The 26,436-nt window shown below is 57.7% G+C and carries 13 protein-coding genes and 10 pseudogenes; 16 read left to right on the plus strand and 7 right to left on the minus strand.

The features are described 5' to 3' along the window. Positions 1-3: 3 nt before the first annotated feature. The 13 genes and pseudogenes from trpA to cobA all read left to right on the plus strand — a co-directional run bounded on the left by trpA (position 4) and on the right by cobA (position 14,288). Positions 4-816, plus strand: coding sequence for a tryptophan synthase subunit alpha (gene trpA / locus AU14_RS01370; RefSeq protein WP_041338331.1), 813 nt, complete (start codon positions 4-6; stop codon positions 814-816). Positions 817-859: 43 nt separating this feature from the next. Then, positions 860-1,788, plus strand: a pseudogene (gene accD, locus AU14_RS01375) (acetyl-CoA carboxylase, carboxyltransferase subunit beta). Further along, complete coding sequence (folC, locus tag AU14_RS01380; protein WP_041338332.1) at positions 1,769-3,103, plus strand: bifunctional tetrahydrofolate synthase/dihydrofolate synthase; 1,335 nt, start codon at positions 1,769-1,771, stop codon at positions 3,101-3,103. Before accD ends, folC begins: the two are co-directional and overlap by 20 nt. A gap of 174 nt (positions 3,104-3,277) precedes the next feature. Then, positions 3,278-3,973: an SPOR domain-containing protein gene (locus tag AU14_RS01385; protein WP_041338333.1), complete on the plus strand. Its 696-nt coding sequence runs from the start codon at positions 3,278-3,280 to the stop codon at positions 3,971-3,973. A gap of 92 nt (positions 3,974-4,065) precedes the next feature. Further along, positions 4,066-4,633 (plus strand): annotated as a pseudogene (locus AU14_RS01390) (CvpA family protein). A gap of 34 nt (positions 4,634-4,667) precedes the next feature. After that, positions 4,668-6,193, plus strand: a pseudogene (gene purF, locus AU14_RS01395) (amidophosphoribosyltransferase). A 30-nt stretch (positions 6,194-6,223) separates the two neighbouring features. Then, positions 6,224-7,464, plus strand: a pseudogene (locus AU14_RS01400) (O-succinylhomoserine sulfhydrylase). A 137-nt stretch (positions 7,465-7,601) separates the two neighbouring features. Next, positions 7,602-8,471: a DNA translocase FtsK 4TM domain-containing protein gene (locus tag AU14_RS20140; RefSeq protein WP_407942841.1), complete on the plus strand. Its 870-nt coding sequence runs from the start codon at positions 7,602-7,604 to the stop codon at positions 8,469-8,471. Further along, positions 8,405-10,065 (plus strand): annotated as a pseudogene (locus AU14_RS20145) (DNA translocase FtsK); the annotation flags it as partial. The gene AU14_RS20140 and the pseudogene AU14_RS20145, both read left to right, overlap by 67 nt. Positions 10,066-10,077: 12 nt before the next feature. After that, positions 10,078-10,737 carry an outer membrane lipoprotein chaperone LolA gene (gene lolA / locus AU14_RS01410; RefSeq protein WP_041338334.1) on the plus strand — a complete coding sequence of 220 codons (660 nt, stop codon included), beginning with the start codon at positions 10,078-10,080 and terminating at the stop codon, positions 10,735-10,737. Next, a pseudogene (locus tag AU14_RS01415) lies at positions 10,737-12,073 on the plus strand (replication-associated recombination protein A). The gene lolA and the pseudogene AU14_RS01415 overlap by 1 nt, the downstream one beginning before the upstream one ends. Positions 12,074-12,162: 89 nt before the next feature. Beyond that, a complete protein-coding gene (serS, locus tag AU14_RS01420) occupies positions 12,163-13,437 on the plus strand; it encodes a serine--tRNA ligase (RefSeq protein WP_041338335.1) in 1,275 nt (424 codons plus the stop codon). After that, positions 13,434-14,288 (plus strand): uroporphyrinogen-III C-methyltransferase, encoded by an 855-nt coding sequence (cobA, locus tag AU14_RS01425; protein ID WP_041338337.1) that lies wholly within the window; start codon positions 13,434-13,436, stop codon positions 14,286-14,288. Before serS ends, cobA begins: the two co-directional genes overlap by 4 nt. A 91-nt stretch (positions 14,289-14,379) precedes the next feature. Here cobA and AU14_RS01430 read toward each other — a convergent pair whose 3' ends face one another. Continuing rightward, positions 14,380-15,456 carry a 3-deoxy-7-phosphoheptulonate synthase gene (locus AU14_RS01430; RefSeq protein WP_041338338.1) on the minus strand — a complete coding sequence of 359 codons (1,077 nt, stop codon included), beginning with the start codon at positions 15,454-15,456 and terminating at the stop codon, positions 14,380-14,382. 172 nt (positions 15,457-15,628) lie between these two features. On the opposite strand from AU14_RS01430, the gene AU14_RS20150 reads away from it, so the two are divergent. Genes AU14_RS20150 through AU14_RS01440 form a run of 3 tightly spaced genes read left to right on the plus strand, consistent with a single transcriptional unit; the run spans position 15,629 to position 17,893 of the window. Then, positions 15,629-16,525, plus strand: a complete 897-nt coding sequence (locus tag AU14_RS20150; RefSeq protein WP_236744274.1) for a DUF1631 family protein — start codon at positions 15,629-15,631, stop codon at positions 16,523-16,525. Further along, positions 16,525-17,451 carry a DUF1631 family protein gene (locus tag AU14_RS20155; protein ID WP_236744275.1) on the plus strand — a complete coding sequence of 309 codons (927 nt, stop codon included), beginning with the start codon at positions 16,525-16,527 and terminating at the stop codon, positions 17,449-17,451. The genes AU14_RS20150 and AU14_RS20155 overlap by 1 nt, the downstream gene beginning before the upstream one ends. Positions 17,452-17,479: 28 nt before the next feature. Next, complete coding sequence (locus AU14_RS01440; protein WP_041338339.1) at positions 17,480-17,893, plus strand: PilZ domain-containing protein; 414 nt, start codon at positions 17,480-17,482, stop codon at positions 17,891-17,893. 59 nt (positions 17,894-17,952) lie between these two features. Here the strand turns inward: AU14_RS01440 and AU14_RS01445 are convergent. The 6 genes and pseudogenes from AU14_RS01445 to AU14_RS01470 form a co-directional block, all read right to left on the minus strand. After that, positions 17,953-18,736: pseudogene (locus tag AU14_RS01445) on the minus strand (enoyl-ACP reductase FabI). Positions 18,737-18,800: 64 nt separating this feature from the next. Next, positions 18,801-20,402, minus strand: a pseudogene (locus tag AU14_RS01450) (ABC transporter ATP-binding protein). Between the two features lies 1 nt (position 20,403). After that, positions 20,404-21,432, minus strand: coding sequence for an ABC transporter permease (locus AU14_RS01455; protein ID WP_041338341.1), 1,029 nt, complete (start codon positions 21,430-21,432; stop codon positions 20,404-20,406). Next, on the minus strand, positions 21,429-22,514 hold the full coding sequence (locus AU14_RS01460) for a microcin C ABC transporter permease YejB (protein WP_041338343.1): 1,086 nt from the start codon (positions 22,512-22,514) through the stop codon (positions 21,429-21,431). Before AU14_RS01460 ends, AU14_RS01455 begins: the two co-directional genes overlap by 4 nt. 91 nt (positions 22,515-22,605) lie before the next feature. Beyond that, positions 22,606-24,377, minus strand: a pseudogene (locus AU14_RS01465) (extracellular solute-binding protein). 184 nt (positions 24,378-24,561) lie between these two features. Continuing rightward, positions 24,562-26,313: pseudogene (locus AU14_RS01470) on the minus strand (LysM peptidoglycan-binding domain-containing protein). Between the last annotated feature and the right edge of the window lie 123 nt (positions 26,314-26,436).

Here is a 26,436-nt window from a genome sequence, read left to right on the forward strand (position 1 = left end):
GGCATGAGCCGAATTGAAAGGACCCTCGAGGCCCTGAAAGGACAAGGTCGCAAGGCACTTATTCCCTACATCACCGCCGGTGACCCGCATCCCGATGCAACGGTAGGGCTGATGCACACTCTGGTGGCCGCAGGTGCCGACATCATTGAGTTGGGCGTGCCGTTTTCCGATCCCATGGCCGACGGCCCGGTTATCCAGCTGGCCTGTGAGCGTGCCCTGAAACATGGGACTTCGCTGCGCAACGTTATCGCCATGGTCAAGGAATTCCGTACCAAGGACAGCGAGACGCCGATCGTCTTGATGGGCTATCTTAACCCGATGGAAGCCATAGGGTATGAAGCCTTTGCCGACGCCGCGGTTGATGCTGGTGTCGACGGTATTCTGACGGTGGATCTGCCGCCCGAGGAAGCGGACGACGTGGCACCGCTGTTTACTGAGCGTAACCTGGATGCGATTTTCCTGTTGTCGCCAACCACCACCGATGACCGGATTCGTGCAATCAGCGAGCACTCCTCTGGCTATGTGTACTATGTTTCATTCAATGGTGTGACTGGGGCCTCGAAAATCAACGTCGACGAAGTCGCCAGCCGTGTGGACCATATCCATAAACTTACGGCGCTTCCGGTGGCGGTTGGTTTTGGTATTCGGGACGCTAATACAGCTGCTGCAGTGGGGCGGGTATCCGATGGTGTAATTGTTGGTAGCGTCCTGGTCGATACAATAGCTAAAAACCAGGCAGATACCGACCAACTCAAGCGAGCGCTGACGGATCTGCTCCACCCGATGCGTGAGGCTTTGGATGGCCTGAGCTCCTGAGTAGCAGGGGCAGGCCAACTGGCTCAAAGGACAGGATGAAATCATGAGTAACTGGCTGGACAAGATTATGCCGAGCAAAATTCGCTCGGAATCCAAGCAACGAACCGGTGTGCCGGAAGGTCTGTGGAAGAAGTGCCCCAAGTGCGGTGCATTTTTGTACAAGCCGGAGCTTGAGAAGAATCTCGACGTCTGCCCCAAGTGTAATCATCATCTTCGAGTCCACGCCCGCCGTCGTCTCGATGTGTTCCTGGATCCTGAAGATCGGCATGAAATCGCAGCCGATCTGGAGCCATGGGATCGCCTCAAGTTCAAAGACAGCAAGCGCTACAAAGACCGGCTGTCACACGCCCAGAAAACAACTGGCGAGAAGGATGCCCTGGTGGCCATGAAGGCACCACACTCGGGGTTCCCCTGGTAGCCTGCGCGTTCGAGTTCAACTTTCTGGGTGGCTCAATGGGGCAGGTTGTCGGCGAGAAATTCGTTCAGGCTGCCAATGTTGCGCTGGCTGAACGGATTCCCCTGGTGTGCTTCTCTGCCAGTGGCGGCGCCCGCATGCAGGAAGCGATACTGTCGCTGATGCAGATGTCCAAAACGGCCGCGGTGCTTGAGCGCATGAAGCAGGAGGGCATCCCTTACATCTCTGTGATGACCGACCCTGTGTTTGGTGGCGTGTCCGCGAGTTTGGCGATGCTGGGTGATCTCAATATCGCCGAGCCAAACGCGCTGATCGGTTTCGCGGGACCGCGAGTGATCGAGCAGACCGTGCGTGAGAAGTTGCCGGAAGGCTTCCAGCGCAGTGAATTCCTGCTTGAGCACGGTGCCATCGACATGATCCTGCATCGGCACCAGATGCGCGAACGCATTGCCCATGTGCTGGCCAAGTTTACCGGTCACGAGCGTCCGGGGACTGAAGCGCCCATCGAGTTCGAAGTAACGGAAAAACCGGAAGCTGATGCCCCCGCCGAGCAATAATAACGTTCAGCCCCCGGTTGCCCCGGGGGCTGGCGCCACTGTCGATCAGTGGCTGTCCTATCTGGAAGCACTCCATCCCACCGAAATTGATCTTGGCCTGGATCGTGTGCTTGTCGTTTTGCGACGACTGTTTCCGCGCAAACCCTCTGGTCGGATCATCACCGTCGCCGGTACCAATGGCAAAGGCAGCGCAGTCGCCTCTTTGGAGGCGTTGCTGCAGGCCGCTGGCCGAACGACCGGCGCCTATACCTCGCCGCATCTCGAGATCTACAACGAGCGAATTCGCCTGAACGGCCGAAATATCGACGATGCTTCGCTGGTCGCCGTCTTTGAACGTGTGGAAGCGGCTCGCCGCGGCGTCTCCCTGACTTACTTTGAGTTTGGAACCCTGGCGGCTTTTGTGGCGCTCGCGGAGGCGGGGGTGGACGATTGGCTGCTCGAGGTAGGTTTGGGCGGTCGATTGGATGCCGTCAATGTCATGGATGCGGATCTGGCCATTATTACCTCCGTGGACATTGATCATGTGGCGTTCCTGGGTGACAACCGCGAAGTCATCGGCTTTGAAAAAGCTGGCGTTTTGCGCCCCCGCATACCCGCTGTATGCGCCGACGATGAGCCGCCACGCTCGGTGCTTCAACAGGCGGCAGCGCAGAAGGTGGATCTGGCGCTTGCAGGGCGGGACTATCAGGTGCAGCTGGTAGAGTCTGATCAGGCTGACACACCAGCTCGACTGGTGCTGATTCATCGGGGACGGGAAGTAACGCTGCCTTCCGGGCCTTTACCGGTTTCAAGTGTTGCGGCGGCGGTTGTCGCCATGCACACCCTTGAGCCCGGTCTGGATACTGTCCTCATGGAACGTGCGCTCCAGCAGCTCCGAGTGCCGGGTCGCTTTGAGCAGATGTCGGCGCAGCCCGATGTCTTTGTTGATGTTGGGCACAATCCCCATGCTGCCCGCTGGTTGGCGGGTCGCGTGGCAGCTGAGAAGAATCCTGGCAGCCGAGTTATCGCGGTCTACGCGGCTCTCGGCGACAAAGACGTTAATGGTGTGCTGGATGCCATGAAGCCCATCGTAGATCATTGGTGGCTGGCTGGACTCTCCGTGCCCCGAGGATTGTCGGCCCAGGCTCTGAATGAGAGGGCTCAAAGCGCAGCGCTTACCCACTATGAGTGTTCCGAAACCGTCTCGCAGGCGATTTCAGCGGCGCGGGCCATTGCGCGACCACGGGACCTGATCATCGTGTTTGGATCCTTTTTTACGGTGGCGGAAGCCCGTCGTGTGCTTCTGCCGAGTGAAGACTTGCAAGAACTCAAATAACTCAAATAACTCTGATAACCCCGCGGGGTGTCAACTTGCGCAGTATGGTGTGCCGAATTTGTCTTAAACTTTCTCCATGGCGGGCGGTGCTGCTTTGAGTTCTATCAGGATGGCGGTTAGTATCTGCTGCTATCGACAACGTGGTACGTCGCTAATCAACGGGAGCCTGGAATCGTGGATGGACTGAAACAAAGGATAATCGGGGCGCTGGTACTGGTATCCCTTGCGGTTATCTTTGTTCCGATGGTGTTTGATGAGCCACATTCCGAGCGAACTTCGACGACCATTAAGATTCCGGAGGAGCCTCCGTTTCCTGAAGTGACGGCTCCTGAATCTGACCGCGAAGAGCCACCAGAATATTCTGAGCCCCGTCCTGACAACGCCGAACAGCCATCGGTGGCATCGGAAGACTCAGGCGAGGCACCAGACTACCGACTGGTGGAAGAAGATACCGAACCTTTCTCAGGTGCGCCGGAGTCAGAAATTGCCCAGGAATCCGGGGCAGCGAAGATTAATGACCCAGCCCCGCGCGATGAACCTGCAGAGCAGGTCGCTACCGAACCCGCGCCGGAGCCCAGCACCGGCAGCCAAAGCAAAGAATCAGAATCCGCGGAATTTACCCGGTCACTGGACGGTGCTTATGTGGTGCAGTTGGGCAGCTTTGGCAACGCCGATAATGCCCGCCGCTTACGGGATCAGGTGCGTGACAAAGGCTATGGATCCCATCTTCAGAAAGTCGAACGGGGTGACACTACGCTAACCCGTGTCTTCAGTGGTCCGTTTAGTAGTAAATCCGATGCCGAGGCGGCAAAGCGCGATCTGGACGAATCCTTCAGTCTCAATAGCCTGGTGACCACCGGAGATAAATGAGTCTCTTTTCTTGAGTTTCCGAGGCTCAGGCAGTTTGGTGGCGGGCCGATTCCTGATAGAATTTGCGCTTCCTTTTTTCCACCGGGTTTTACATGGAAGCGCTGATCTGGATTGACTGGGTCATCATTGCCCTGATTACAGTGTCTACGCTCATCAGTCTGAAACGAGGTTTCGTAAGAGAGGCCCTGTCTCTGGTGACTTGGTAGCGCGTTTATACTCGCCAGAACCTTCCATCCGCAAATGCAAACCCTTCTGGAGAGCACGGTTGAAACGCCGTTGGTGCGCTTGATTGCCGCCTTTGCGATTCTCTTTTTCGGCACGCTCATTGTGGGCGCTATCATCAATAACATGATTGGCCATCTCGTTCGGGCTACCGGACTGTCCCCGACGGATCGCGTACTGGGAATGGGTTTCGGACTCTTGCGCGGACTCGTGGTTGTTATCGTTGCCATTGCCTTTACGCGCTACACACCGCTGGCGCAGGATACCTGGTGGCGTGAGTCGATCATGATCAACAAGCTTGCGGTGGTCGAGGACTGGTCACGGCGTACACTGGGTGATGAATTCGCCCGCTTCCTGGGACCGGCTTCGGACAGCTACCGGGAATCAGACAGCAGTCAACTTCAGCAAGGCGTGGCACCTGCATCCACCTCTAGCTAACATTCAGTTTTAACACTCGGAGAACACCCTATCCATGTGTGGCATTGTCGGCATCGTCAGCACTTCCAACGTCAATCAGTCGCTCTATGATGCACTGACTGTACTTCAGCACCGGGGCCAGGACGCAGCGGGCATTGTTACCTTTCAGGATGAGCGCTTTTACCTCCGCAAGGACAACGGGTTGGTTCGGGATGTCTTCCATACCCGCCATATGCGTCGTCTGGTCGGCAATGTCGGCATCGGCCATGTTCGTTATCCCACGGCAGGCAGTTCCAGTTCGGCCGAGGCGCAGCCGTTTTATGTCAACAGTCCTTACGGCATCACACTGGCACATAACGGTAACCTCACCAACGCTGACGATCTGAGCGAAGATTTGTTCCGGACCGACCTTCGGCACATCAATACCAATTCTGATTCCGAAGTTCTGCTGAACGTTTTGCCCATGAGTTGCAAAAACTAGGCAAGCTGAATCCGACCAAAGACGACATCTTTGCCGCTGTGCGGGCCGTGCACAAAAGGTGTCGGGGTGCCTATGGCGTCATCGCGATGATCACTGGCTATGGCATTGTCGGTTTCCGCGACCCAAATGGGATTCGCCCGGCCTGCTATGGCGTTCGCGAGGACGACAACGGTAACAAGGAATACATGATTGCATCGGAAAGCGTGGCCATGAATGCAGCTGGCTTTACTCTGGTTAGGGATATCGCACCGGGTGAAGCTGTGTATATTGAAACGGATGGCACCCTATACACCCAGCAGTGTGCGGAAGAGCCGCATCTGTTTCCGTGCATCTTCGAGCACGTGTATTTCGCTCGACCGGACTCCATTATCGATAAGGTATCGGTTTACAAGGCGCGTCTTCGAATGGGCGAAACCCTGGCAGACAAAGTGTTGCGTGAGCGGCCCGATCACGATATTGACGTGGTGATGCCGATACCTGATACCAGCCGTACCTCCGCCATGCAGTTGGCGCACCGGTTGGGAGTGAAGTTCCGAGAAGGCTTTATCAAGAACCGCTACATTGGCCGTACCTTTATCATGCCCGGCCAAAAGATGCGGAAAAAATCGGTACGCCAGAAGCTGAACCCGATTGATCTTGAGTTCCGGGGCAAGAACGTGATGCTGGTTGACGATTCCATTGTTCGCGGTACAACCTGCAAGGAAATTGTTCAGATGGCCCGGGATGCTGGCGCGCGCAACGTGTATTTTGCCTCGGCCGCGCCCCCGGTGCGTTATCCGAATGTCTACGGAATTGACATGCCGTCGGCCAGCGAGTTGATTGCCCATGACCGCACGGTTGAAGAGATTCGCGACCTGATTGGCGCAGACTGGCTGCTATACCAGGATCTGGACGACCTCATCACCTGCGTCAATGATGTCAACGAGGATATTGAAGGCTGGGAGTGTTCTGTCTTCACCGGGCAGTACGTGACCGGTGATGTCGACAAGGCCTACCTGGACCGTCTGGAAGATGCGCGCAACGATGACAGCCGCTCCAAGCAACAAGGCGGAGACGCTGGCGATAATGGCATCATCGACCTGCACAATGACGAAGATTAACCACGCAGTGCGTGCAATCAGGAGTAGCTCATGACGTTACGTCGTGAAGAGAATGTCTGGATTCCGGAATCGGATCTTGAAGGTATGTCCGTGGACACCCTGGCGGTGAGGGCAGGGCAGATTCGCACCGGTGAGCTGGAGCACAGTGATCCGATTTTCCCCACTTCAAGTTTTGTTTATGGCAGTGCCGCCCAGGCTGCAGCGCGTTTTGGTGGCGAAGAGCCCGGTAATATCTATTCCCGTTTCACCAATCCGACGGTCCAGGCTTTCGAAGGCCGGATTGCCGCGATGGAGGGCGGTGAACGTGCGGTAGCGACCGCGTCCGGTATGGCCGCCATTCTGAGCACCTGCATGGCGCTGCTAAAGGCTGGCGATCATGTCGTCTGCTCGCGAGGGGTATTCGGAACTACCAACGTGTTGTTCCAGAAATACATGGCGAAATTCGGCGTCGAGACGTCGTTCGTCAGCCTCACCAACATGGATGAATGGACACAGGCGGTGCGGGCCGAGACTCGTATGCTATTCATCGAGACACCTTCGAATCCGCTGTGTGAAGTGGCGGATATGAAAGCACTGGCGACACTGGCTCACGACAATGATGCCCTGTTCGTGGTCGACAACTGCTTCTGTACGCCGGTCCTGCAGCGACCACTGGAGCACGGTGCCGATATCATCATCCACTCGGCGACCAAGTACCTGGACGGCCAGGGCCGCTGTGTTGGTGGCGTTGTGGTCGGGCCAAATGCCTTAATGGACGAAGTGTATGGCTTCCTCCGTTCCGCAGGGCCAACCATGAGCCCTTTAACGCCTGGGTGTTCCTGAAGGGCCTGGAAACCTTACCAATTCGTATGCGTGCTCACTGCGACAATGCGCTACAGTTGGCGCTGTGGCTGGAAGAGCAGCCTGCCGTGGAGGAAGTGTTTTATGCGGGTCTTGAGAGTCACCCGCAACACGAGTTGGCGAAACAGCAGCAATCCGGGTTCGGGGGTGTTCTCTCGTTCCGGCTGAAGGGCGATCGGACAGAAGCTTGGCAGTTTATCGATGCCACGCGCATGATTTCGATCACTGCCAATCTGGGTGACGTCAAAACCACGATCACTCATCCGGCCACCACAACTCACGGTCGTCTGTCGCCTGAAGACAAGCATGCCGCGGGGATCACCGAGAATCTGGTAAGGATCTCCGTAGGGATAGAAGCAGTCGAAGACCTGAAAACCGATCTTGCTCGCGGCTTTCAGGCACTTCAGAACCCAAGCAATGGAAACGTTTGAGTATTCATGGCCGAATCTGCTAAAGCGAAGAAAGCACCGCAGGAGCTGACCGAAAAACAGCAACGCTTCCGCCATTTGGCGGCACCGCCCGTGAGGGTGCTGTGATTGCGTTGATTGCCCTGTGCATCTACTTCGCGATGGCACTCGTGACTTTCAGTCCCTCAGATCCTGGCTGGGCCAGTATTGGTCACGACACCAGTGTACAGAACTACGCCGGGCGCACCGGCGCATGGCTTGCAAGTCTGTTCATGGACTTCTTTGGCCAAGTAGCCTATCTGTTCCCGGTGATGATCGCGGGCTACGCGATCATGTTGATTCGGCGCCGTAACGATTCCATGGATCTGCACTGGCCGCTGTTTATGATGCGGTTTGGCGGTTTCCTGCTTATTCTGCTTTCTGCCACCAGCCTGCTGTCCCTCTACTCGGTGTTTGGTCTCGGGGTGTCCTCCGGTGGTGTCATGGGCACCGCTGTCTCTGAGGCGATGGTGCGCTTCTTCAATTTGCCTGCCACCACGCTCCTGCTGATTGCTATTTTCCTGTTCGCCCTGACGGTTACCACCGGGCTTTCCTGGTTCTGGCTGATGGACCAGATCGGCGGGCTGACGCTCAGATTCGGCCTTGCCCTGAAAGACATGTTTAGCCCGGATCCTGATAAAAAGAAGGCCAAGGCGGAGCCAACCAAAGCGCCGGAAAAATCGGCAGAGCCACCCCTTGTTAAAGACCGGGTTCCGGCTCCCAAAGCTGAGAAAAAGGACAGGCAGGGGCCGAGATGGTGGCATCGCATTCCCGGTTTTGGACCGGGCAAAGCGAAAGCAAAACCCACAGGCGAGACACTGAAAGAACGGAAGGAACCGGGTCTTGAGGCTTGTCGGCCGATATCGATTCCGAGCCGGCCAGGCTTGAGAGCTTCAGTTCACGTGATGACAGTGCGCCCGCGGCAGAGCCCCAGCCATCGCCCAAGGCTAAGCCCCCAGAGCAGGCGCAACAGCCGGCTGGGCGATCACTGAAGATCTCCCCGTTCAAGAAAAACGAACAGCCACCGGCCGAGGGGAAGACAAAAGACAAACAGGCGTCTCTATTGGAAGACGTCGAGAGTCCGATACCGCCGCTGAGCTTGCTTGATCCCCCAGAGGAGCACAAGGAGCGGGGCTATTCCGAAGAGTCGCTGGAGCACATGTCCCGGATGCTTGAGGAAAAGCTGGCCGACTTCGGCGTGTCCGTGGAAGTGGTCGAGGTCAATCCGGGGCCGGTGATCACCCGCTTCGAAATCAAGCCGGCGGCGGGGGTTAAGGTCAGCAAGATCTCCAACCTCGCCAAGGATCTGGCAAGATCCCTGGCCGTTCTGAGCGTTCGTGTTGTTGAGGTCATTCCCGGCAAGTCCGTTGTGGGTATCGAAATTCCCAACGAGGAACGGGAAATCGTTCGCCTGAGCGAGGTACTTGGCGCGCGGGTTTTCGAAGAGTCCGCATCGCCAATCACTATGGCGCTGGGTAACGACATTGGCGGCAACCCCATGGTCGCCAACCTGGCCAAGATGCCGCACTTGCTGGTGGCGGGTACCACAGGTTCGGGTAAGTCCGTGGGCGTTAACGCCATGCTGTTGAGCATGTTGCTCAAGGCGACACCGGATGAGGTCCGCTTCATTATGGTTGACCCCAAGATGCTCGAACTGAGCATCTACGACGGTATTCCGCACCTGCTGGCGCCGGTGGTCACTGACATGAAAGAAGCCGCCAACGCACTGCGTTGGTGTGTGGCCGAGATGGAGCGCCGGTACAGGCTCATGGCCAACCTGGGTGTCCGGAACATTGCCGGCTACAACCGCAAGGTGAAAGACGCCCGGGACGCCGGTGAGCCTTTGCTGGACCCGCTCTGGAAGCCGGATGAATACCTGGCGAACGATGAGCAGGAGCGTCCGGAGCTGGAGACCCTGCCTTTCATTGTCGTGGTCATCGACGAATTCGCCGACATGATGATGATCGTTGGCAAGAAAGTGGAAGAGCTGATCGCCCGGATTGCCCAAAAGGCCCGGGCCGCCGGTATTCACCTGGTTCTTGCCACCCAGCGGCCTTCGGTGGACGTGATCACCGGCTTGATTAAGGCCAACATTCCGACCCGGATGTCGTTCCAGGTTTCCTCCAAGATCGACTCCCGTACCGTACTCGATCAGGCGGCGCGGAGCAGTTGCTCGGCCATGGTGACATGCTGTACCTGCCGCCGGGCTCCGGTCTGCCAGTGCGGGTCCATGGCGCCTTTGTGGACGACGATGAAGTCCATCGTGTGGTCAGTGCCTGGAAGGCCCGGGGTGAGCCCGTCTATGTCGACGATGTCCTCAACGGCGCGGAAGGTGAAAACCTGCCCGGCGTTCCGACCCTGACAGAGGGTGGCGGAGACAGCGAGGGCGATGCCCTGTTCGATGAGGCGGTCGCCTTTGTTACCGAGGGCCGGCGGGTGTCAATTTCCTCCGTCCAGCGCAAATTCAAGATAGGGTATAACCGGGCGGCCAACCTGGTTGATGCCATGGAAGCTTCTGGCGTGGTCAGCTCAGCCGGGCATAATGGCGCCCGGGAAGTGCTGGCACCACCACCCCCAAGAGATTAGGAGCGGTTCGCTATGCAACAGCACCCATTTTTTAAACTCATTGCCCTGGCATTGGTCGCTCTCTTTGCGCTGTCGGCAAACGCCGCTGATGATTCGGCCAATTCTCGGGATGCCGCCGAAAAACTGGCCTCGGCGCTCAAGAGTTACGAGTCGTACCAGGCCAGCTTTATCCAGATTGTGGTTAATGAGAACGGCAATCGGGTACAGGAAACCCGCGGTGCCCTGAAGGCAAAACGCCCTGGATTGTTCTACTGGGAGACCAGTGCGCCCCTGTCCCAGTTTATTGTCAGCAATGGTGAGACCGTTGAAGTCTATGACCCGGACCTTGAACAGGTAACCGTCCACAAGCTGGATGAGCGGGTGCAAACCACTCCGGCACTGCTGCTCAGTGGTGAGGTCGGCAATCTGGATGAAACCTACAAGGTGTCCCTGAAGGCGATTGGCGACAACACCCGGGAATACACATTAGAGCCCCGGAACCCGGATTCCCTGTTTGTGTCCCTTCGCCTGACCTTCTTCAAGGGCGAACTGCAGGAAATGCGCATGCAGGATTCCCTGGCCCAGCTCAGCATCCTGAGCTTCGACGATATTCGATTGAACCAGAGCGTGGACGATAGCGCCTTTTCCCTGGACTACCCGGAAGGCGTGGACATCATCCGGGACGGGGCCTGATGCAGGACAGCCTGTTCGAAGAACAGACCGGATTCCGACCCCTCGCGGCGCGCATGCGCCCAGCCTCCCTGGATGAATACGTCGGCCAGTTGCACCTGGTGGGCCCTGGCAAGCCGTTACGTCGCGCGGTAGAGCAGGGTCAGCTGCACTCCATGATTCTCTGGGGGCCGCCGGGGGTAGGTAAAACCACGTTCGCCCAGTTACTCGCGAACCTCAGTGACCTCAGTTTTGAAACCATCTCGGCAGTGCTTAGCGGGGTCAAAGAGATCCGTGCCGTTGTCGACCGGGCCCGTCACCGTAAGAGCTCGGAGGGCCGGGATACGCTGCTCTTCGTGGACGAAGTCCATCGCTTTAACAAGAGTCAGCAGGATGCCTTTCTGCCGCATATCGAAGATGGCACCTTCATCTTTGTCGGCGCCACCACCGAGAATCCATCGTTTGAACTGAACAGCGCGCTGTTATCCCGAACCCGAGTCTATGTACTTAAAAATCTTGAGGACGACGATATCCTCCGATTGCTCGAGCGCGCCCTGGAATCAGACAGCGGCTTTGCCGGGCGCCTGGCGGTGCCTCAAGAGGTGTTGGAGATGATGGCTGCGGCTGCCGGCGGCGATGCCCGCCGGGCGCTGAATATCCTTGAGGTCGCGGCGGACCTGGCGGAACCGGATGCCCAGGGCCGCGACACCGTCTCCGAGGCCCAGCTTGAGCAGGTTATGCAAACCAGCCTGCGCCGTTTCGATAAGGGTGGGGATGTCTTCTACGATCAGATCTCTGCGCTGCACAAATCGGTGCGCGGCTCGGACCCGGACGGAGCACTGTACTGGCTGTGTCGGATGCTTGATGGCGGCTGCGATCCGTTGTACGCAGCAAGACGGCTGGTACGGATTGCCAGTGAGGACATCGGAAACGCCGATCCAAGGGCTCTACAGCTAAGTATGGATGCCTGGGACGCCCAGGAGCGTCTGGGCTCGCCTGAGGCGAGCTAGCCCTTGCCCAGGCGGTTACCTATCTGGCTATGTGTCCCAAGAGCAACGCGGTTTACAACGCCTTTAACCGCTGTATGGCGGATATTCGTCAGGACCCGGATTACGAAGTGCCTGTGCACCTTCGTAACGCACCCACAAAACTTCTGAAGTCCATGGGGCACGGCGAATCCTATCGCTACGCCCATGACGAGCCGGAGGCCTTTGCTGCCGGCGAATCCTATCTGCCCGAAGCGATTCATCAGCGTCGGTACTACCAGCCGGTTAATCGGGGGCTCGAAATCAAACTGGCGGAAAAGCGCGAGCGCCTGAACCAGCGCAATGCCGAAAGTACCCGAAAGCGCTACTCCTGAGCCTGGCGGCAAGGTAGCCACGAGCCTCAGTGCAGGTATAATGTCCCGTCATTTCTCACACATCGCAAACCGGAATAGTCAGGATAACCATGCTCGATCCAAAACGTGTCCGTACTCAGACTGACGAGATCGCCCGTCGGTTGGCCATCAAGAATTTCACCTTTGATACCGCCACCTTCGAACAGCTTGAGGAACGCCGTCGTGCACTCCAGGTGCGTACCGAGACACTCCAGGGCGAGCAGAACAAACAGTCGAAGTCGATTGGCAAGGCCAAGGCCGCTGGTGAGGATATCCAGCCGCTGCTGGACAAGGTTGAGAGCCTGAAAAAGCAAAAGTCCGAAGCGGAAGACGAACTGCGGTCGCTGCAGGAAGAGCTGACCGAGTTTCTGGCTGGCATTCCCAATCTTCCGGACGAAGGCGTTCCTGCCGGCGACAGCGAAGACGACAATGTTGAAATCCGCAGCTGGGGCACGCCTCCGGTCCTGGATTTTGAACCGAAAGACCACGTGGCGCTCGGTGAGGGCCTCAAGGGTCTGGATTTTGAGACTGCCAGCCGGCTGGCCCATTCCCGTTTTGCGGTCATGCGTGGCCCTGTGGCTCGGCTGCACCGAGCGCTTGCGCAGTTCATGCTCAACTTGCACACCGGCGAGCATGGTTACACCGAGACCTATGTGCCGTACCTGGTCAATGCCGAAACGCTTTATGGCACCGGACAGCTTCCCAAGTTCGAGGACGACCTCTTCAAGATGGAAGGGGATAACCCGCTCTACCTGATTCCGACTGCAGAGGTACCTGCCACCAACCTGGTTGCTGACAGCATTCTCGACGCCAGAGAGTTGCCGTTGCAGATGGTTTGTCATACCCCGTGTTTCCGCAGCGAAGCCGGCTCCTACGGCCGCGACACCCGGGGTATGATCCGGCAGCACCAGTTCGATAAAGTGGAGCTGGTGCATGTGGTTCGACCGGAAGATTCCGACCAGGCGCTGGACGCCCTCACTGGGCACGCTGAGAAAGTACTGCAGCTGCTTGAACTGCCGTACCGGGTAATGACCCTGTGTGGCGGCGATATGGGTTTCTCCGCGGCGAAAACGTTTGATCTTGAAGTCTGGTTGCCGGGGCAGCAAAAGTACCGCGAAATCTCCTCCTGCTCCAACACCCGTGATTTCCAGGCACGGCGCATGCATGCAAGATGGCGTAACCCGGAAACCGGAAAGCCTGAGCCAGTGCATACCCTGAACGGTTCTGGCCTGGCGGTCGGCCGTGCCCTGATCGCTGTGATGGAGAACTACCAGCAGGCCGACGGCAGCATCCTGATTCCGGACGTTCTCAAGCCGTACATGGGAGGTCTAGACCGAATCCAATGAGTGATCAGCCAGAAAATGCACCAGGGAAGGGCATTGGTGCAACGCCTGCACCAATTCGGTACCGGGTAAATCCGGTAACCGATAATCCCAACAGCTCCGCCGGTGAAGTCGCCCTGGTGGGTGCCGGCCCCGGGGATCCGGAGTTGTTGACGCTGAAAGCCTGGCGTTTGATTTCGGCCGCTGAAGTGGTGCTTTACGACCGGCTGGTATCGCCTGAGATTCTGGCGCTCATTCCTGAAACCGCTGAACGGATTCATGTTGGCAAACAGCGGTCAAATCACACCCTGCCTCAGGATCAGATCAATCAGCGCCTGGTGGATCTGGCGCGAGCGGGCCACAAAGTGGTGCGGCTCAAAGGTGGTGATCCGTTTATCTTCGGCCGTGGCGGCGAGGAAATTGAGACCCTGGCGGCTGCGGGCGTGCGTTTCCAGGTGGTTCCCGGCATTACTGCCGCATCGGGATGCGCGGCTTATGCCGGTATACCGCTGACGCATCGGGATCATGCCCAGTCAGTGCGGTTTGTTACCGGACATCTGAAGGACGACAGCTGCAATCTGCCCTGGAAGGATTTCGTGCAGAACAACCAGACCCTGGTGTTCTACATGGGGTTGGTTGGCCTCCCGATTATCTGCCGGCAGCTGATCGGTCACGGCATGTCTCCGGACATGCCGGTGGCACTGGTGTCCAAGGGCACCACGCCAGACCAGAAAGTCATCACTGGCACATTGGAAACCATCGTTGCCCGGGTTGGCTCGGACGATGTTCAGCCGCCCACGTTGGTCATCATTGGCCATGTTGTTGCGCTGCGCGATCGGCTGGATTGGGTCGGTGGATTGCCAGCGCGCAGGTGAGTCGCGGGTTGAGGGTTGGATCAGTACCGTCAGCCATGAACAAAAAAGGGGAGCCAATTGGCTCCCCTTTTTTTATGTTGCGAATGTCCGGTTAGCCAATCTTGCGACCAGGCAGGACATCTTTCAGCTTGTCCCGCATTTCCCGGATGGCCTTCTCGGTGGTCGGCCAGTCGATGCAGGCGTCGGTTACCGATACGCCGTATTTGAGGTCGTCCAGATTGTCAGGAATGGACTGGTTGCCCCAGTTGATGTTGCTTTCAACCATCAGGCTCTGTATGGAACTGTTGCCTTCCAGAATCTGGTGGGTGACGTCCTGCATTACCAACGGTTGCAGGCCAGGGTCCTTATTGGAGTTGGCGTGGCTGCAGTCGACCATGATCGATTTACGCAGCTTCGCTTTTTCCAGGGCCTGTTCGCACAGCGCAACGCTGACAGAATCGTAGTTGGGCTTACCGCCACCGCCACGGAGAACCGCATGACCAAAGTTGTTGCCCTTGGTGCGGATAATGGCCGCCTTGCCCTGTTGATCAATGCCAAGGAAGTTGTGCGGGTGCGATACCGATTTCATGGCGTTTACAACGACATCCAGGCTGCCGTCGGTGCCGTTCTTGAAACCGATAGCCATAGAAAGCCCGCTGCTCATCTCGCGGTGGGTCTGGGATTCGGTGGTCCGGGCGCCAATGGCCGACCAGGCGATGGTGTCCTGGAGATACTGCGGCGAAATCGGATCCAGCGCTTCAGTCGCGGCCGGCAGGCCCATCTCGTTGATGTCCAGCAACAGGCGGCGGCCGATATGGAGCCCCTGTTCAATGTCGAAGGTGTCATTCAGGTGCGGGTCGTTGATCAGACCCTTCCAGCCGACGGTTGTCCGCGGCTTCTCAAAATAGACGCGCATCACGATCAGAAGGGTGTCATTGACTTCGTCCGCCAGTTTTTTCAGGCGCTGGGCGTAGTCACGCGCGGCTTCAACATCGTGGATGGAGCAGGGGCCAATGACCACGAACAGACGATGGTCTTTGCCATCCATGATGTCATAGATGGCTTGGCGGCCCTTGGCCACGGTTTCGGCGGCGGCGTCGGAGAGCGGCATCTCCTGCTTGAGTGCTTCAGGAGTGATAAGTGGTTCCTGGCTGGCCACGTTCAGGTTCTCTAGTTTTTTGCCCGACATTTTGTTCTTTATCCCCGATTCTGATCGTTGCATCTTCATTGGACGAACAAATGCCAACGAAGTTGCAGATTGGTGCCAAAGCCCCGGGAATCCAGTGTGAATAACCCCGGGGAGGTGGTTATACTGCGTTATTTGGTAGGCCTTTTCAACGCTTCTTACGAATGGGGAACGGATGTCACAGAACCGGCAAAAACCGCAGGGTAGTGCGAGTCGCAAGGCGGTTTCCGGACAAATTGGAGACGTGCTCTCCGGCATTCGTGTCCCGGACCTGCCTTACCCGGCCGGTAAGCTCGCGCCGGAATCCGTCAGCGATTGGCGCCCACTGCTCTCATCATGCTGGGCTGAGCAGCGCGATGAGCGCGTTACTCATGTTATCCGCTCCGTTCATCTCGACTGGTCGTCCATGCAGATTAACGCCGCCTATGTTGCTGATCGCATCATGGACGTGTTCCTGAAAACCAGTGGTCTGCATCCTGAACTTGCTCGTCGCGTTGCCCGATTGCGCTTCTATCTGGCCTGGCGGATGAATCTTGAAGGGGCTGATGCCTTTAGTGACACACTCACCGACTGGCTCGACAGCCTGCAGGAGTGGCGGGGCTGGAGTGATTCCGGCGGGCGCTCAAGTCGCGTGCTGCTTGATCAGATCGATGCCCTGGTCATCGCCGTTTCCAGCAGTTTCGAGTCGGGCGAGGCCGCACCTGTCGAGGAGTTCTGCCGACAGTGGCAGCAGGATGCCGAGAAGCGGAATGCCCAAACTGGCAAATTAAGGCAGCGGCTACTGGAGACCGAACAGGGGGCCGCCCGTCAGCGCCGGGCAGACCAGACTGCCCGGGCCTTGATCGGACGAGCTCTGCAAGGGCGCACGCTGCCACCGGCAATCACAACGTTTATTCTGGATTATTGGTACCGGCTGCTGAAACAGGCGATCTGGGCATCGGGAGTTGAAGGCGAGGCTGCCGCCATGGTTCAAAGCTGCTTGAGTGGCTGGTCTGGGTCGGCGATCCGTCGCTGTCTGACAAGGACCGTAATCGGCTGTACACCGTTGGTGAGCAAATTGGCGATCGACTGATGGATGTCTGGAGCCGAACCTTCGATCAGGCCCTTGAGTCAGAGGCGGTGGCAGGCATCGAGAACGTCATGGTTTCCAGGCTTCGGGGAGAAATACCGGAGCTGGCAGAGGCGCTGCCCAAGCCTCAGGCTTTTCCCTGGGACAGTAGTTGGCTGGGATTTTCCGGGTGTCAGCCCGGCTGCGCCGAGGGCCTTGAAGGAGGCTGGTTTGTTGAAGGCGAAGGTCGCCGGGAGCAGCGACGCTTCTTCTTCGCGCTGCTGGAAGATACCGCTGAAATCCTCTGGACCAATGGCGCCGGCGTGAAACTGGGTTTGCAACCCTGGTTAGAATTTGAAACCGCCCGTACCCAAAGTGACCTGCGACCGTTACCGACGTTGACTCCCTTTGGTGAAGTATTGACCGACACGGTGACCGTGCTGGCGAAGGTGTGCGCGAAACAACGCAAGCAACGCGAACAGGCAGCCCGAGACGCAAGGGCGCGTGCTGAAGCACTCAAGCGCGAGCGGGAAGCCGCTGAACAGGCACGGATGGTTCAAGAGGCGGCCAGAGAGGCGGAGTTGCAGCACCAGCGTGAGTTGGCGGAGCAGCAGCGGCTTGAGGACGAGCGTGCCGAACAGGAGCGCCTGGAGCGTGAGCAGACACTATTGGCTCAGGCCCAGGTGGACGGGATCAAATTGGGAGGGTGGATCGTCGTCACTCCGGATAATGACGACGAGGACCCGATTCGGCTGAAACTGGCGGTACGAATCAATGCGTCGCGAAAACTCGTTTTTGTCGATCGGCTTGGCTTGAATCGCCGGGAGTATATCGACAATCAACTGGTTGAAGGCATCGTATCTGGCCAAATCCGGGTGTTGGGAAGTGCCGCAGAATTTGATGACACGCTGAGTCGTGTGGTGGGTCGAATCCGGGTCGGCCGAAACTGAGCGTTTGAAACAGGAAGGTATAACAATAATGACTGACGCAGACTACGAATTTGGTAATGCACAGCAGGGCAGGCAGGTGCCGGACAATCGGGCGGACTACCGCCTTACCGCCACTGCCCGCGCCACATTAGAGCTTGAATCCACTATGCCCGGTCCGACTAAAGGTGAGGACGACGGCGGGCGCCAGTTGGCATGCCGGATCCGCGATATTTCGGCTCGGGGAATGTCGTTGTTCTCAAGAGAGCCGGTTTCACTCGGTGCGCTTTTACCCGCTTGGGTCACGCTGGGTGAGCCAGACCAGGAGTTCCCCCTGATGCTGGAAGTGGTGTGGTGTCGACCCTGCGACTCCGAGTTTCTGGTTGGCGCCCAGATCCTGCAATCCGACGAAACCGCCTACGTCGAGTGGGTAGAGGCCGTGGCGATAGCGATGGCGGCCGAATAGCAGCAACAAAAAAGCCGGCACGGAGCCGGCTTTTTTGTGAGCGTCGATGTAATCTGATGTCAGTCTTCCATTTCCGCCATACCGGTAATATTGAAGCCGGCATCCACGTACATGATCTCACCGGTGATACCGCTGGACATATCCGAACCCAGGAAAGCCGCGGAATTACCCACTTCATCGATGGTAACGTTGCGGCGCAATGGCGCCCGTTTGGCGTTCTCGGCCAGCATCTTGCGGAAGCTCTTGATGCCGGATGCTGCCAGCGTCTTGATCGGGCCAGCGGAGATGCCGTTCACCCGGATGCCGTCGCGGCCAAGGCTGGCGGCCATGTAGCGCACGTTAGCCTCGAGCGAGGCTTTGGCCAGCCCCATCACGTTGTAGTTCTGCAGTACCCGCTCGGCACCCAGGTAGCTCAGAGTAATCAGTGAGCTGCCTTCGTGCATCATCGCGCGCGCCTTTGGCCAGGGCCACAAAGCTGTAGGAGCTGATGTCGTGGGCGATGCGGAAACCTTCACGGGTGGTTACATCAACGTAGTTGCCGTCCAGCTCATGTCCCGGTGCGAAGCCAACGGCGTGGACGATGATGTCGATGTGGTCCCAGTGCTTGTTGAGCTCGGTAAAGACCTGCTCGATTTCCTCGTCACTGGCGACGTCACAGGGGAAAGTTAGTTTGCTGCCCCATTGTTCGGCGAACTTCTCCACCCGAGGTTGCAGCTTTTCGTTCTGGTAGGTAAATGCCAGCTCGGCACCTTCCCGGGCAAACGCTTCGGCAATGCCGTAGGCGATCGACAGTTTACTGGCAACGCCAACGATCAGTGCTTTCTTGCCACTGAGTATTCCCATGGGTAAATCTCCCTGTGTTCCTGATTTCGAGGCATTATCTGAACACGATGGTTCCGGGTAACACTCAATTGGTCGTAGAAGTTTGCTGGTAAAAGAAGGCAGCACTCAGAAGTTCCTGAGTATAGGCTGGGTCGGCGACCGGAATATGTCCTCAGCGCTGCCATACTCCACGATCTCACCATGATGCAGCACCAGCAGCTTGTGACTGAGTGCCCGAACTACGGCCAGATCGTGACTGATAAAAATATAGCTTAGACCATAGCGGCTCTGAAGATCCCGCAGCAACTCAATAACCTGCTTCTGGACCGTGCGGTCGAGCGCCGACGTAGGCTCGTCCAGAATGATCAGGTCTGGTTGCAGAACCAGGGCCCGAGCTATGGCAATCCGCTGGCGCTGACCGCCGGAAAACTCATGGGGGTAGCGGTGACGGGCGTTGGGGTCCAGGCCAACGTCCTGAAGCGCGCGGATCACCCGTTGCTCGTGGGCCTCGGTGGTGTCTGGATCGTGGATTTCCAGGCCTTCCCGAACAATTTCGGCAATAGACATGCGTGGGCTCAGGCTGCCGAAAGGATCCTGAAAAACGATCTGAATGCGCTTGCGCCAGGGCCGGAATTGTTTCTGGGTCAGGGAGCCCAGTTCCTCGCCAGCAAGCTCTATGCCGCCGGAGCTCGCGGTCAGCTTGAGCAGGGCGTGGCCAATGGTGGTCTTGCCACTGCCGCTTTCACCGACAATCCCGAGGGTCTCACCTCGATCCAGGCTAAAGTTGGTGGATTTAACCGCGTGAAAAGAGTCTTTCACCTTGCCGAACAGGGATTTCTGGGTGGTGAAGCGAACATCAAGATCCGACACCTTTAGCAAGGGCTCGGAGGTGCCCGTGATCGCCAGGGGCGCATTGGGTGGCTCGGCATCCAGCAGCTTGCGTGTGTACGAATGCTGCGGATTGGCAAACAGGGTTTCGGTGTCTGCATGCTCACAAGTTTGCCCTGCTCCATCACCGCCACTTCATCGGCGTACCGGCGGACAATGGTGAGATCGTGGGTGATCATCAGGATCGCCATGCCGAGCTTGGCCTGTAGGTCCCGGAGTAATTCCAGGACCTGCTTCTGGACCGTCACGTCCAGGGCCGTGGTGGGCTCATCGGCAATCAGCAGGTCCGGTTCGTTGGCCAGGGCCATAGCAATCATCACCCGCTGTTTTTGGCCACCGGACAACTGATGGGGATAGCTCGACAGCCGGCTTTCCGGATCCCGGATCCCAACCAGTTCCAGAAGTTCGATGCAGCGCTTTCTGGCGGCTGAATTGCGCAGGCCCTTATGCAGCGCCAGGGTTTCTCCAATCTGCTTTTCCACCGTGTGCAACGGGTTCAGGGACGTCATCGGCTCCTGAAAGATCATGCTTATCTTCCGACCGCGGATCTGGCGCAGGCGTTTTTCGCTGACCTTGAGCATGTCTTCACCCTGGAAGTGAATCTCGCCCGTGGGGTACCGGACGTGGCGCTCATCCAGCAGGCGCAGCACTGACAGGGCAGAGATGGACTTACCCGAGCCGCTTTCGCCCACCAAGGCCAGTGTCTGTCCCGGGCGGATGGCCAACGACAGGGAATCGACACCCGTGGGCCTTGATCGAAGCAAATAGACAGGTTGGAGATGCGCAGCAAGTCGCTCATATCAGCTCTTTCTCGGATCAAATGCGTCGCGTACGGCCTCACCCACGAACACCAGCAGTGTCAGCATGACCGAAAGTGAAACAAACGCGGACATACCCAGCCAGGGCGCGTGCAAATTGGCCTTGCCCTGGGCAATGAGCTCACCCAGGGAAGGCGAACCGGACGGCAGGCCAAACCCCAGGAAATCCAGGGAGGTCAGTCCGGTTATCGCGCCAGTAAGGATGAAGGGCAGGAAAGTCAGCGTGGCGACCATGGCGTTGGGCAGGATGTGCCGAAACATGATCTTGCGGTTATCCAAGCCCAGCGCCCGGGCCGCTTTGACGTACTCAAAGTTTCGCGCCCGCAGGAATTCCGCACGCACCACGTCGACCAGTCCCATCCAACTGAACAGCAGCATGATACCCAGCAGCCACCAGAAATTGGGCTGTACGATACTGGACAGGATGATCAACAAGTACAGAACCGGTAACCCGGACCAGACCTCGATAAAACGCTGCCCGAGCAGATCAATTTTTCCGCCGTAGTAACCCTGAATCGCACCTACGGCCACGCCCACGATGCAGCTGGCGATGGTCAGGGTGAGGCCGAACAGCACCGAAATGCGAAAGCCGTAAATCACCCGAGCGGCGACATCGCGGCCCTGATCGTCGGTGCCTAGCCAGTTCTCAAGGCTGGGGGGCGCCGGTGAGGGCACCTCCAGATCGTAATTGATGGTGTCGTAACTGAACCGGATGGGTGGCCACACAATCCAGCCATCGGCTTCTATAGAGTCGGCAATGAAAGGATCGCGGTAATCGGCTTCGGTGGGCAGAAAGCCACCAAAGGTTTCTTCGGGAACCGACTCCACCACCGGAAAATAGAGAGTGTCCTGATAGGAGACCACCAGCGGCGCGTCATTGGCAATTAGCTCCGCCGCCAGTGACAGGCCAAACAGCGCCAGAAACACCCACAGGGACCAGAATCCGCGTCGGTTGGCCCGGAAGTTACGCAGCCGGCGCTGTTGGATGGGGGTTAGAGAGAGCTTGCTCATGCTCCCTCCCGGCTTTCAAAGTCGATACGGGGGTCAACCAGGACATAGGTTATGTCACTGATCAGCTTCAGGATGAGCCCCATGAGGGTGAAGATGTACAGGGTACCGAATATCACCGGGTAATCCCGGTTCAGGGCCGCCTCGAAGCCCAGCAGGCCAAGCCCGTCCAATGAGAAGATCACCTCTATGAGCAGGGACCCGGTGAAGAACAGGGACACCAGCACGCCGGGCAGGCTCGCAATCACGATCAGCATGGCATTGCGGAAGACATGGCCGTACAGCACCTGTTTGTTGTCCAGACCTTTCGCTCGGGCAGTCACCACGTACTGCTTGCTGATTTCGTCCAGAAACGAGTTCTTGGTAAGCAGAGTGAGTGTCGCGAAACCACCAATGACATTGGCCGTTACTGGCAGGGCCAGGTGCCAGAAGTAGTCCCCGATTTTCTGCAGCAAGGTGAGTTCGTCGAAGTTGGACGAGGTCAGCCCCCGTAACGGGAAGAAGTCGAAGTAGCTGCCACCGGCAAACAGGACAATCAACAGGATCGCGAACAGGAAGCCGGGAATGGCATAGCCAATGACGATGGCGGAGCTGCTCCAGACATCGAAACGCGATCCATCGGTGACGGCCTTGCGGATGCCCAGGGGAATGGAAATGATGTAGATGATCAGTGTCGACCAGAGCCCGAGGGAGATGGAGACCGGCATCTTGTCGAGGATCAGCTCGGTAACGCTCTTCTCTCGGAAAAAGGAGTCACCGAAGTTGAAGGTGGCATAGTCGCCCAGCATTTTCAGAAAGCGTTCATGGGCGGGTTTGTCGAAGCCGTACATAACTTCGATTTCTTTTAGCAGTTCTTCGGGAATACCGCGTGAGCCGCGGCTGTCACCGGAGGCGCTGGATACCTCCGCACCGGAATCGCCGCCGGATGCCCTGGCCAGTGCGCTACCGCCGTGGCCTTCCATTTCGGCGATCAGCTGCTCAACCGGGCCCCCGGGGGCAGCCTGAACAATCACGAAGTTCAACAGCATTATCCCGATCAGCGTCGGAATAATCAGCGCCAGCCTTCGAAGTATGTATATGCCCATTTAGCGGAGAGTTCCTTAGCAGAGAGTCCCTTGGAAGAAAATCCTTTAGTAGAGAGCTCCTTCCGTTACAGCGAGGGTTAGAATCCCGTGCTCAAGGCTGCACCCACCAGTTATCCAGATCAACCCCGTTCTTGGGCGTTTCCGCCGGGCGTTGCAGATGGCTCCAGTAGGCGACCCGATCCTTGGCCAGGTGCCAATGTGGAATCACATAGTGGCCGTGCAGGAGTACTCGATCCAGGGCCCGGGTTCTATGCACCAGCTCATTGCGGTCCGGCGCCTGAATGACCTGGCTGACCAGTTGATCGACAACCGGATGGCTCACCCCCATGTAGTTGCGGGAGCCGATGGCTTCAACGTTGTCAGAGTGCCAGTACTCACGCTGCTCATTGCCGGGTGAATCCGACTGAGGCAGCACCTGGGTGATCATGTCGAAGTCGAACTCGCGGACCCGCTGAACATACTGGTTGCTGTCGACCAGCCGTACGGTCACTTCAATGCCGAGTTTCGCGAGGTTGTTCTTGAAGGGCAGCACTACCCGCTCGAAACTCTTCTGGAACAGCAGAATTTCAAACGCCAGGCTTCACCGGTCTCCTGATGCACCATGGTTCCGTTCTCAATGGCGTAACCGGCGTCACGCAGAAGCTCCAGAGCCGCACGCAGGTTCGCTCTTACCCCTTTCTGGCCGTCGGTTGCCGGCGGCTGGTACACCTCGGCAAAGACGTCTTCGGGTAACTCATCGCGAAACGGCTCCAGGAGCTCCAGCTCCCGGGCTTTGGGCAGGCCCGAAGAGGCCAGCTCACTGTTCTCGAAATAGCTGTTGGTTCGGGTGTACTGGCCATAGAACAGGTTCTTGTTGGCCCATTCAAAATCGAATCCGTAGGCGAGGGCTTGCCGGACCCGCGGATCGCTGAACACTTCACGGCGGGTATTGAAGACAAAGCCCTGCATGCCGGTCGGACGCTGATGATCCACTGCTTCGGCAATGATCTTACCGTTCTCAAATTTCTCGCCGGAGTAGGCTGTGGCCCAGTTCTTGGCCGAGGTCTCAACCCGAAAATCGAAGCTACCGGCCTTGAATGCTTCCAGTGCCACGGTGTCGTCGGTGTAGTAGTCGTAGCGGATGCGGTCGAAATTGAATCGACCCCGGCGTACGGCCAGATCCTCGGCCCAGTAGTCTTCTATGCGTTCGTAGGCAATCGAACGACCAGCCTCAAATTTGCCGATCCGGTAGGGGCCGCTGCCCAGTGGAGGCGTCAGGCCATTGTCGCCAAATTCGTGGTCAGCCCAGTAATGCGCTGGCAGGATCGGCATCTGCCCCAGAATCAGCGGCAATTCGCGATTCGTGGTGGCTTTGAAGTCAAAGCGTATACGCTTGGGATTTTCCACCGTCACCTTGGCGACATCGGCGTAGTAATTACGGAAAAACGGGTGGCCTTCGGTGGTTAGGATCTCGAAGGAAAACTTCACATCTTCTGCGGTAATGGGCTCGCCGTCGTGGAACCGCGCCTGGTCCCGGAGGTTGAATACAACGTAGCTGCGGTCTTCCGGTGTCTCAATCGACTTGGCAATCAGGCCATAGGCAGAGAAGGGCTCATCATCTGATGACACCATCAGAGTGTCGTACAAATAGGTGCTGATCCCGGCCGCCGCGACACCCCGGATATCAAACGGGTTGAAGGAATCGAATCCGTTGGCCACCACCGCCATTTTCAGCGTGCCGCCTTTCGGCGCTTTCGGGTTCACGTAGTCGAAGTGAGAAAACCCCTGTGAATATTTGGGGGTGCCGTGCATGGCAATACCATGTCGGGCCTCGACCGAGCCGGTGCTGTCGTCAGCGGCGAGTGTGGGGGCAGTGAATGCCATGAAAGCGAAAGAGGAGAGGAGCGACGTAAGGTATGAGGCTGTCCGTTTGCTGGTCATAGGTCTCGCACGTTCCGGAGGGTTAGGCGGGCGCACCGTCTGCCAGGTTGGTGCACCCATGGCTCCTAATCGAACCGTTATGATTCTTATAGTTAGGGAAAGTTCCTGAACCTGCGGTCGAAGCCGTTCAGGGACTGTTCCGAATATCGACGTAGAGTACCAGACTTTGTCCCGGTTGCAGATAACGTGATGTGTTCAGATCATTCCAGCTTGCGATGTCCCGCACATTCACCGAGAACCGGTTGGCGATGGTCGACAGCGAGTCGCCTTTGCGCACCCGATAGCCGACCTTACGAACCATGGCCTTGCCGCGGGCGTTGTTGGTGGCAACCATGGTCGGCTGAGAGGTCTTGGACCAGATCACCAGTTCCTTGCCGGGGATCAGCGGATCACCGGGCGCCATGCCGTTCCAGGCAGCCACTTGGCGTACCGATACTCGGTGCTCCCGGGCGATATCCCAGAAAGTGTCACCACGACGAACGGTGTAGCGAACCTTGTTGCCGTCGCGTTTGCGATCCTGTTTTCGTTCCAGACGCTGGGAAGCGCTGAGGGCATAAGTATCTGAGCCCTTGCTGGCGGACGGTATCATCAGCCGCTGGCCGACCCGAATGAGATCGGAATTGAGTTTGTTCACCTGCTGGATAACGGCCGGTGTGGTCGAGAATTTTCGGGCAATGGTGTTCAGGTTGTCACCGGACTGTACCTTGTAGTTCCGCCAGGACACCCGTTCACTGCGTGGAATTTCGGCCAGGGCGGCCCGGAAAGTATCGGCGTTTTCAGTCGGTACCAGTAGCCGATGGGGCCCATCCGGATTGGTGGCACCGGTTGTAGGTGGGGTTGAGCAGGTAAATCTCATCCACGTCGACCTTGGCCAGCTCAGCGGCCTGGGCCAGATCCATCTGCGAGCCGGTATCGACAATTTCGAAGTAGGGCTTGTCTTCCAGAGTCGGAAGCTCAATGCCATAGTCTTCGGGCTTGTCGAAAATCTTGGCCAGTGCGATCAGCTTCGGCACGTAGTGCCGGGTTTCACGGGGCAGATCCAGAGACCAGAAATCCTGGGGCTCGTTTTTCTTCCGGTTTTTTCGCATCGCGCTGGAAACCGTGCCGCCGCCACTGTTGTAAGCGGCCAGGGCGAGGGTGTAATCGCCATCAAAACGGTTGGCGAGCTTATCCAGGTAGGTCAGGGCTGCGTCAGTCGCTTCCACCACATCACGACGGTCATCGTGCCACCAGCTCTGGGTCAGGCCGAAGTATTTACCGGTCGATGGGATAAATTGCCACAGACCAGCGGCTCGTCCGTGGGAATAAGCAAAGGGGTCGAAGGCGCTTTCCACTACGGGCAGTAGGGCGAACTCTGCTGGTAGGCCGCGTTTCTCGGTTTCATTGATGATGTAATGCAGATAGCGGCTTCCGCGTTCTACTACCCGGTCAATGTAGCTGGGTGGCTGGCGTACCAGTTCAATTGATCCTGGACGCGCTTGTTATCGACATCGTGATCGAGAGCAAATCCAGTTCGAAGTCGACTCCACAGGTCGCTGGGTTGCGCCGCTTCCTTAACAATCCTCTGCTCGGGGTCGTCCAGTTTCTCGCGGGCTTCGCGGGCTGTAGGCCTGAGTTCAGGCGCGATGGCGTCGTCGAGCGCAGCGTCCGCTGTAGCGTCTTCACCATTTCCGGATTCGACCGACTGTTTCAGGTTTTCATCGCCGGTGGCCACGGTTACCTGTTCGGTTTCAAGGGGATTGGTCTCGCTGTCGCCGGATTCGCTGTCGCTGAACCAGGCAGTAGGGCTGGCCCAGCTGTTATCCGGCGTGTTAGGCAGGCTGCAACCGGAGGCCAGCGCACCGGTGAAAAAGAGCAAAGACAATCGTTTGACCGACATAGAATACTTCCGGCTCACGGTTTGAACCGGATTACCCATTTGGAAAATCCGGTAGGTTTAAAGAGTTAAAGGCGCAAAGATGGGTCGATTCTATGGGAGCCCATTTCGAGTGGTCAAGAACAC

The sequence above is a fragment of the Marinobacter similis genome, from assembly GCF_000830985.1.
In the GTDB taxonomy this organism is placed as follows: Bacteria; Pseudomonadota; Gammaproteobacteria; order Pseudomonadales; family Oleiphilaceae; genus Marinobacter; species Marinobacter similis.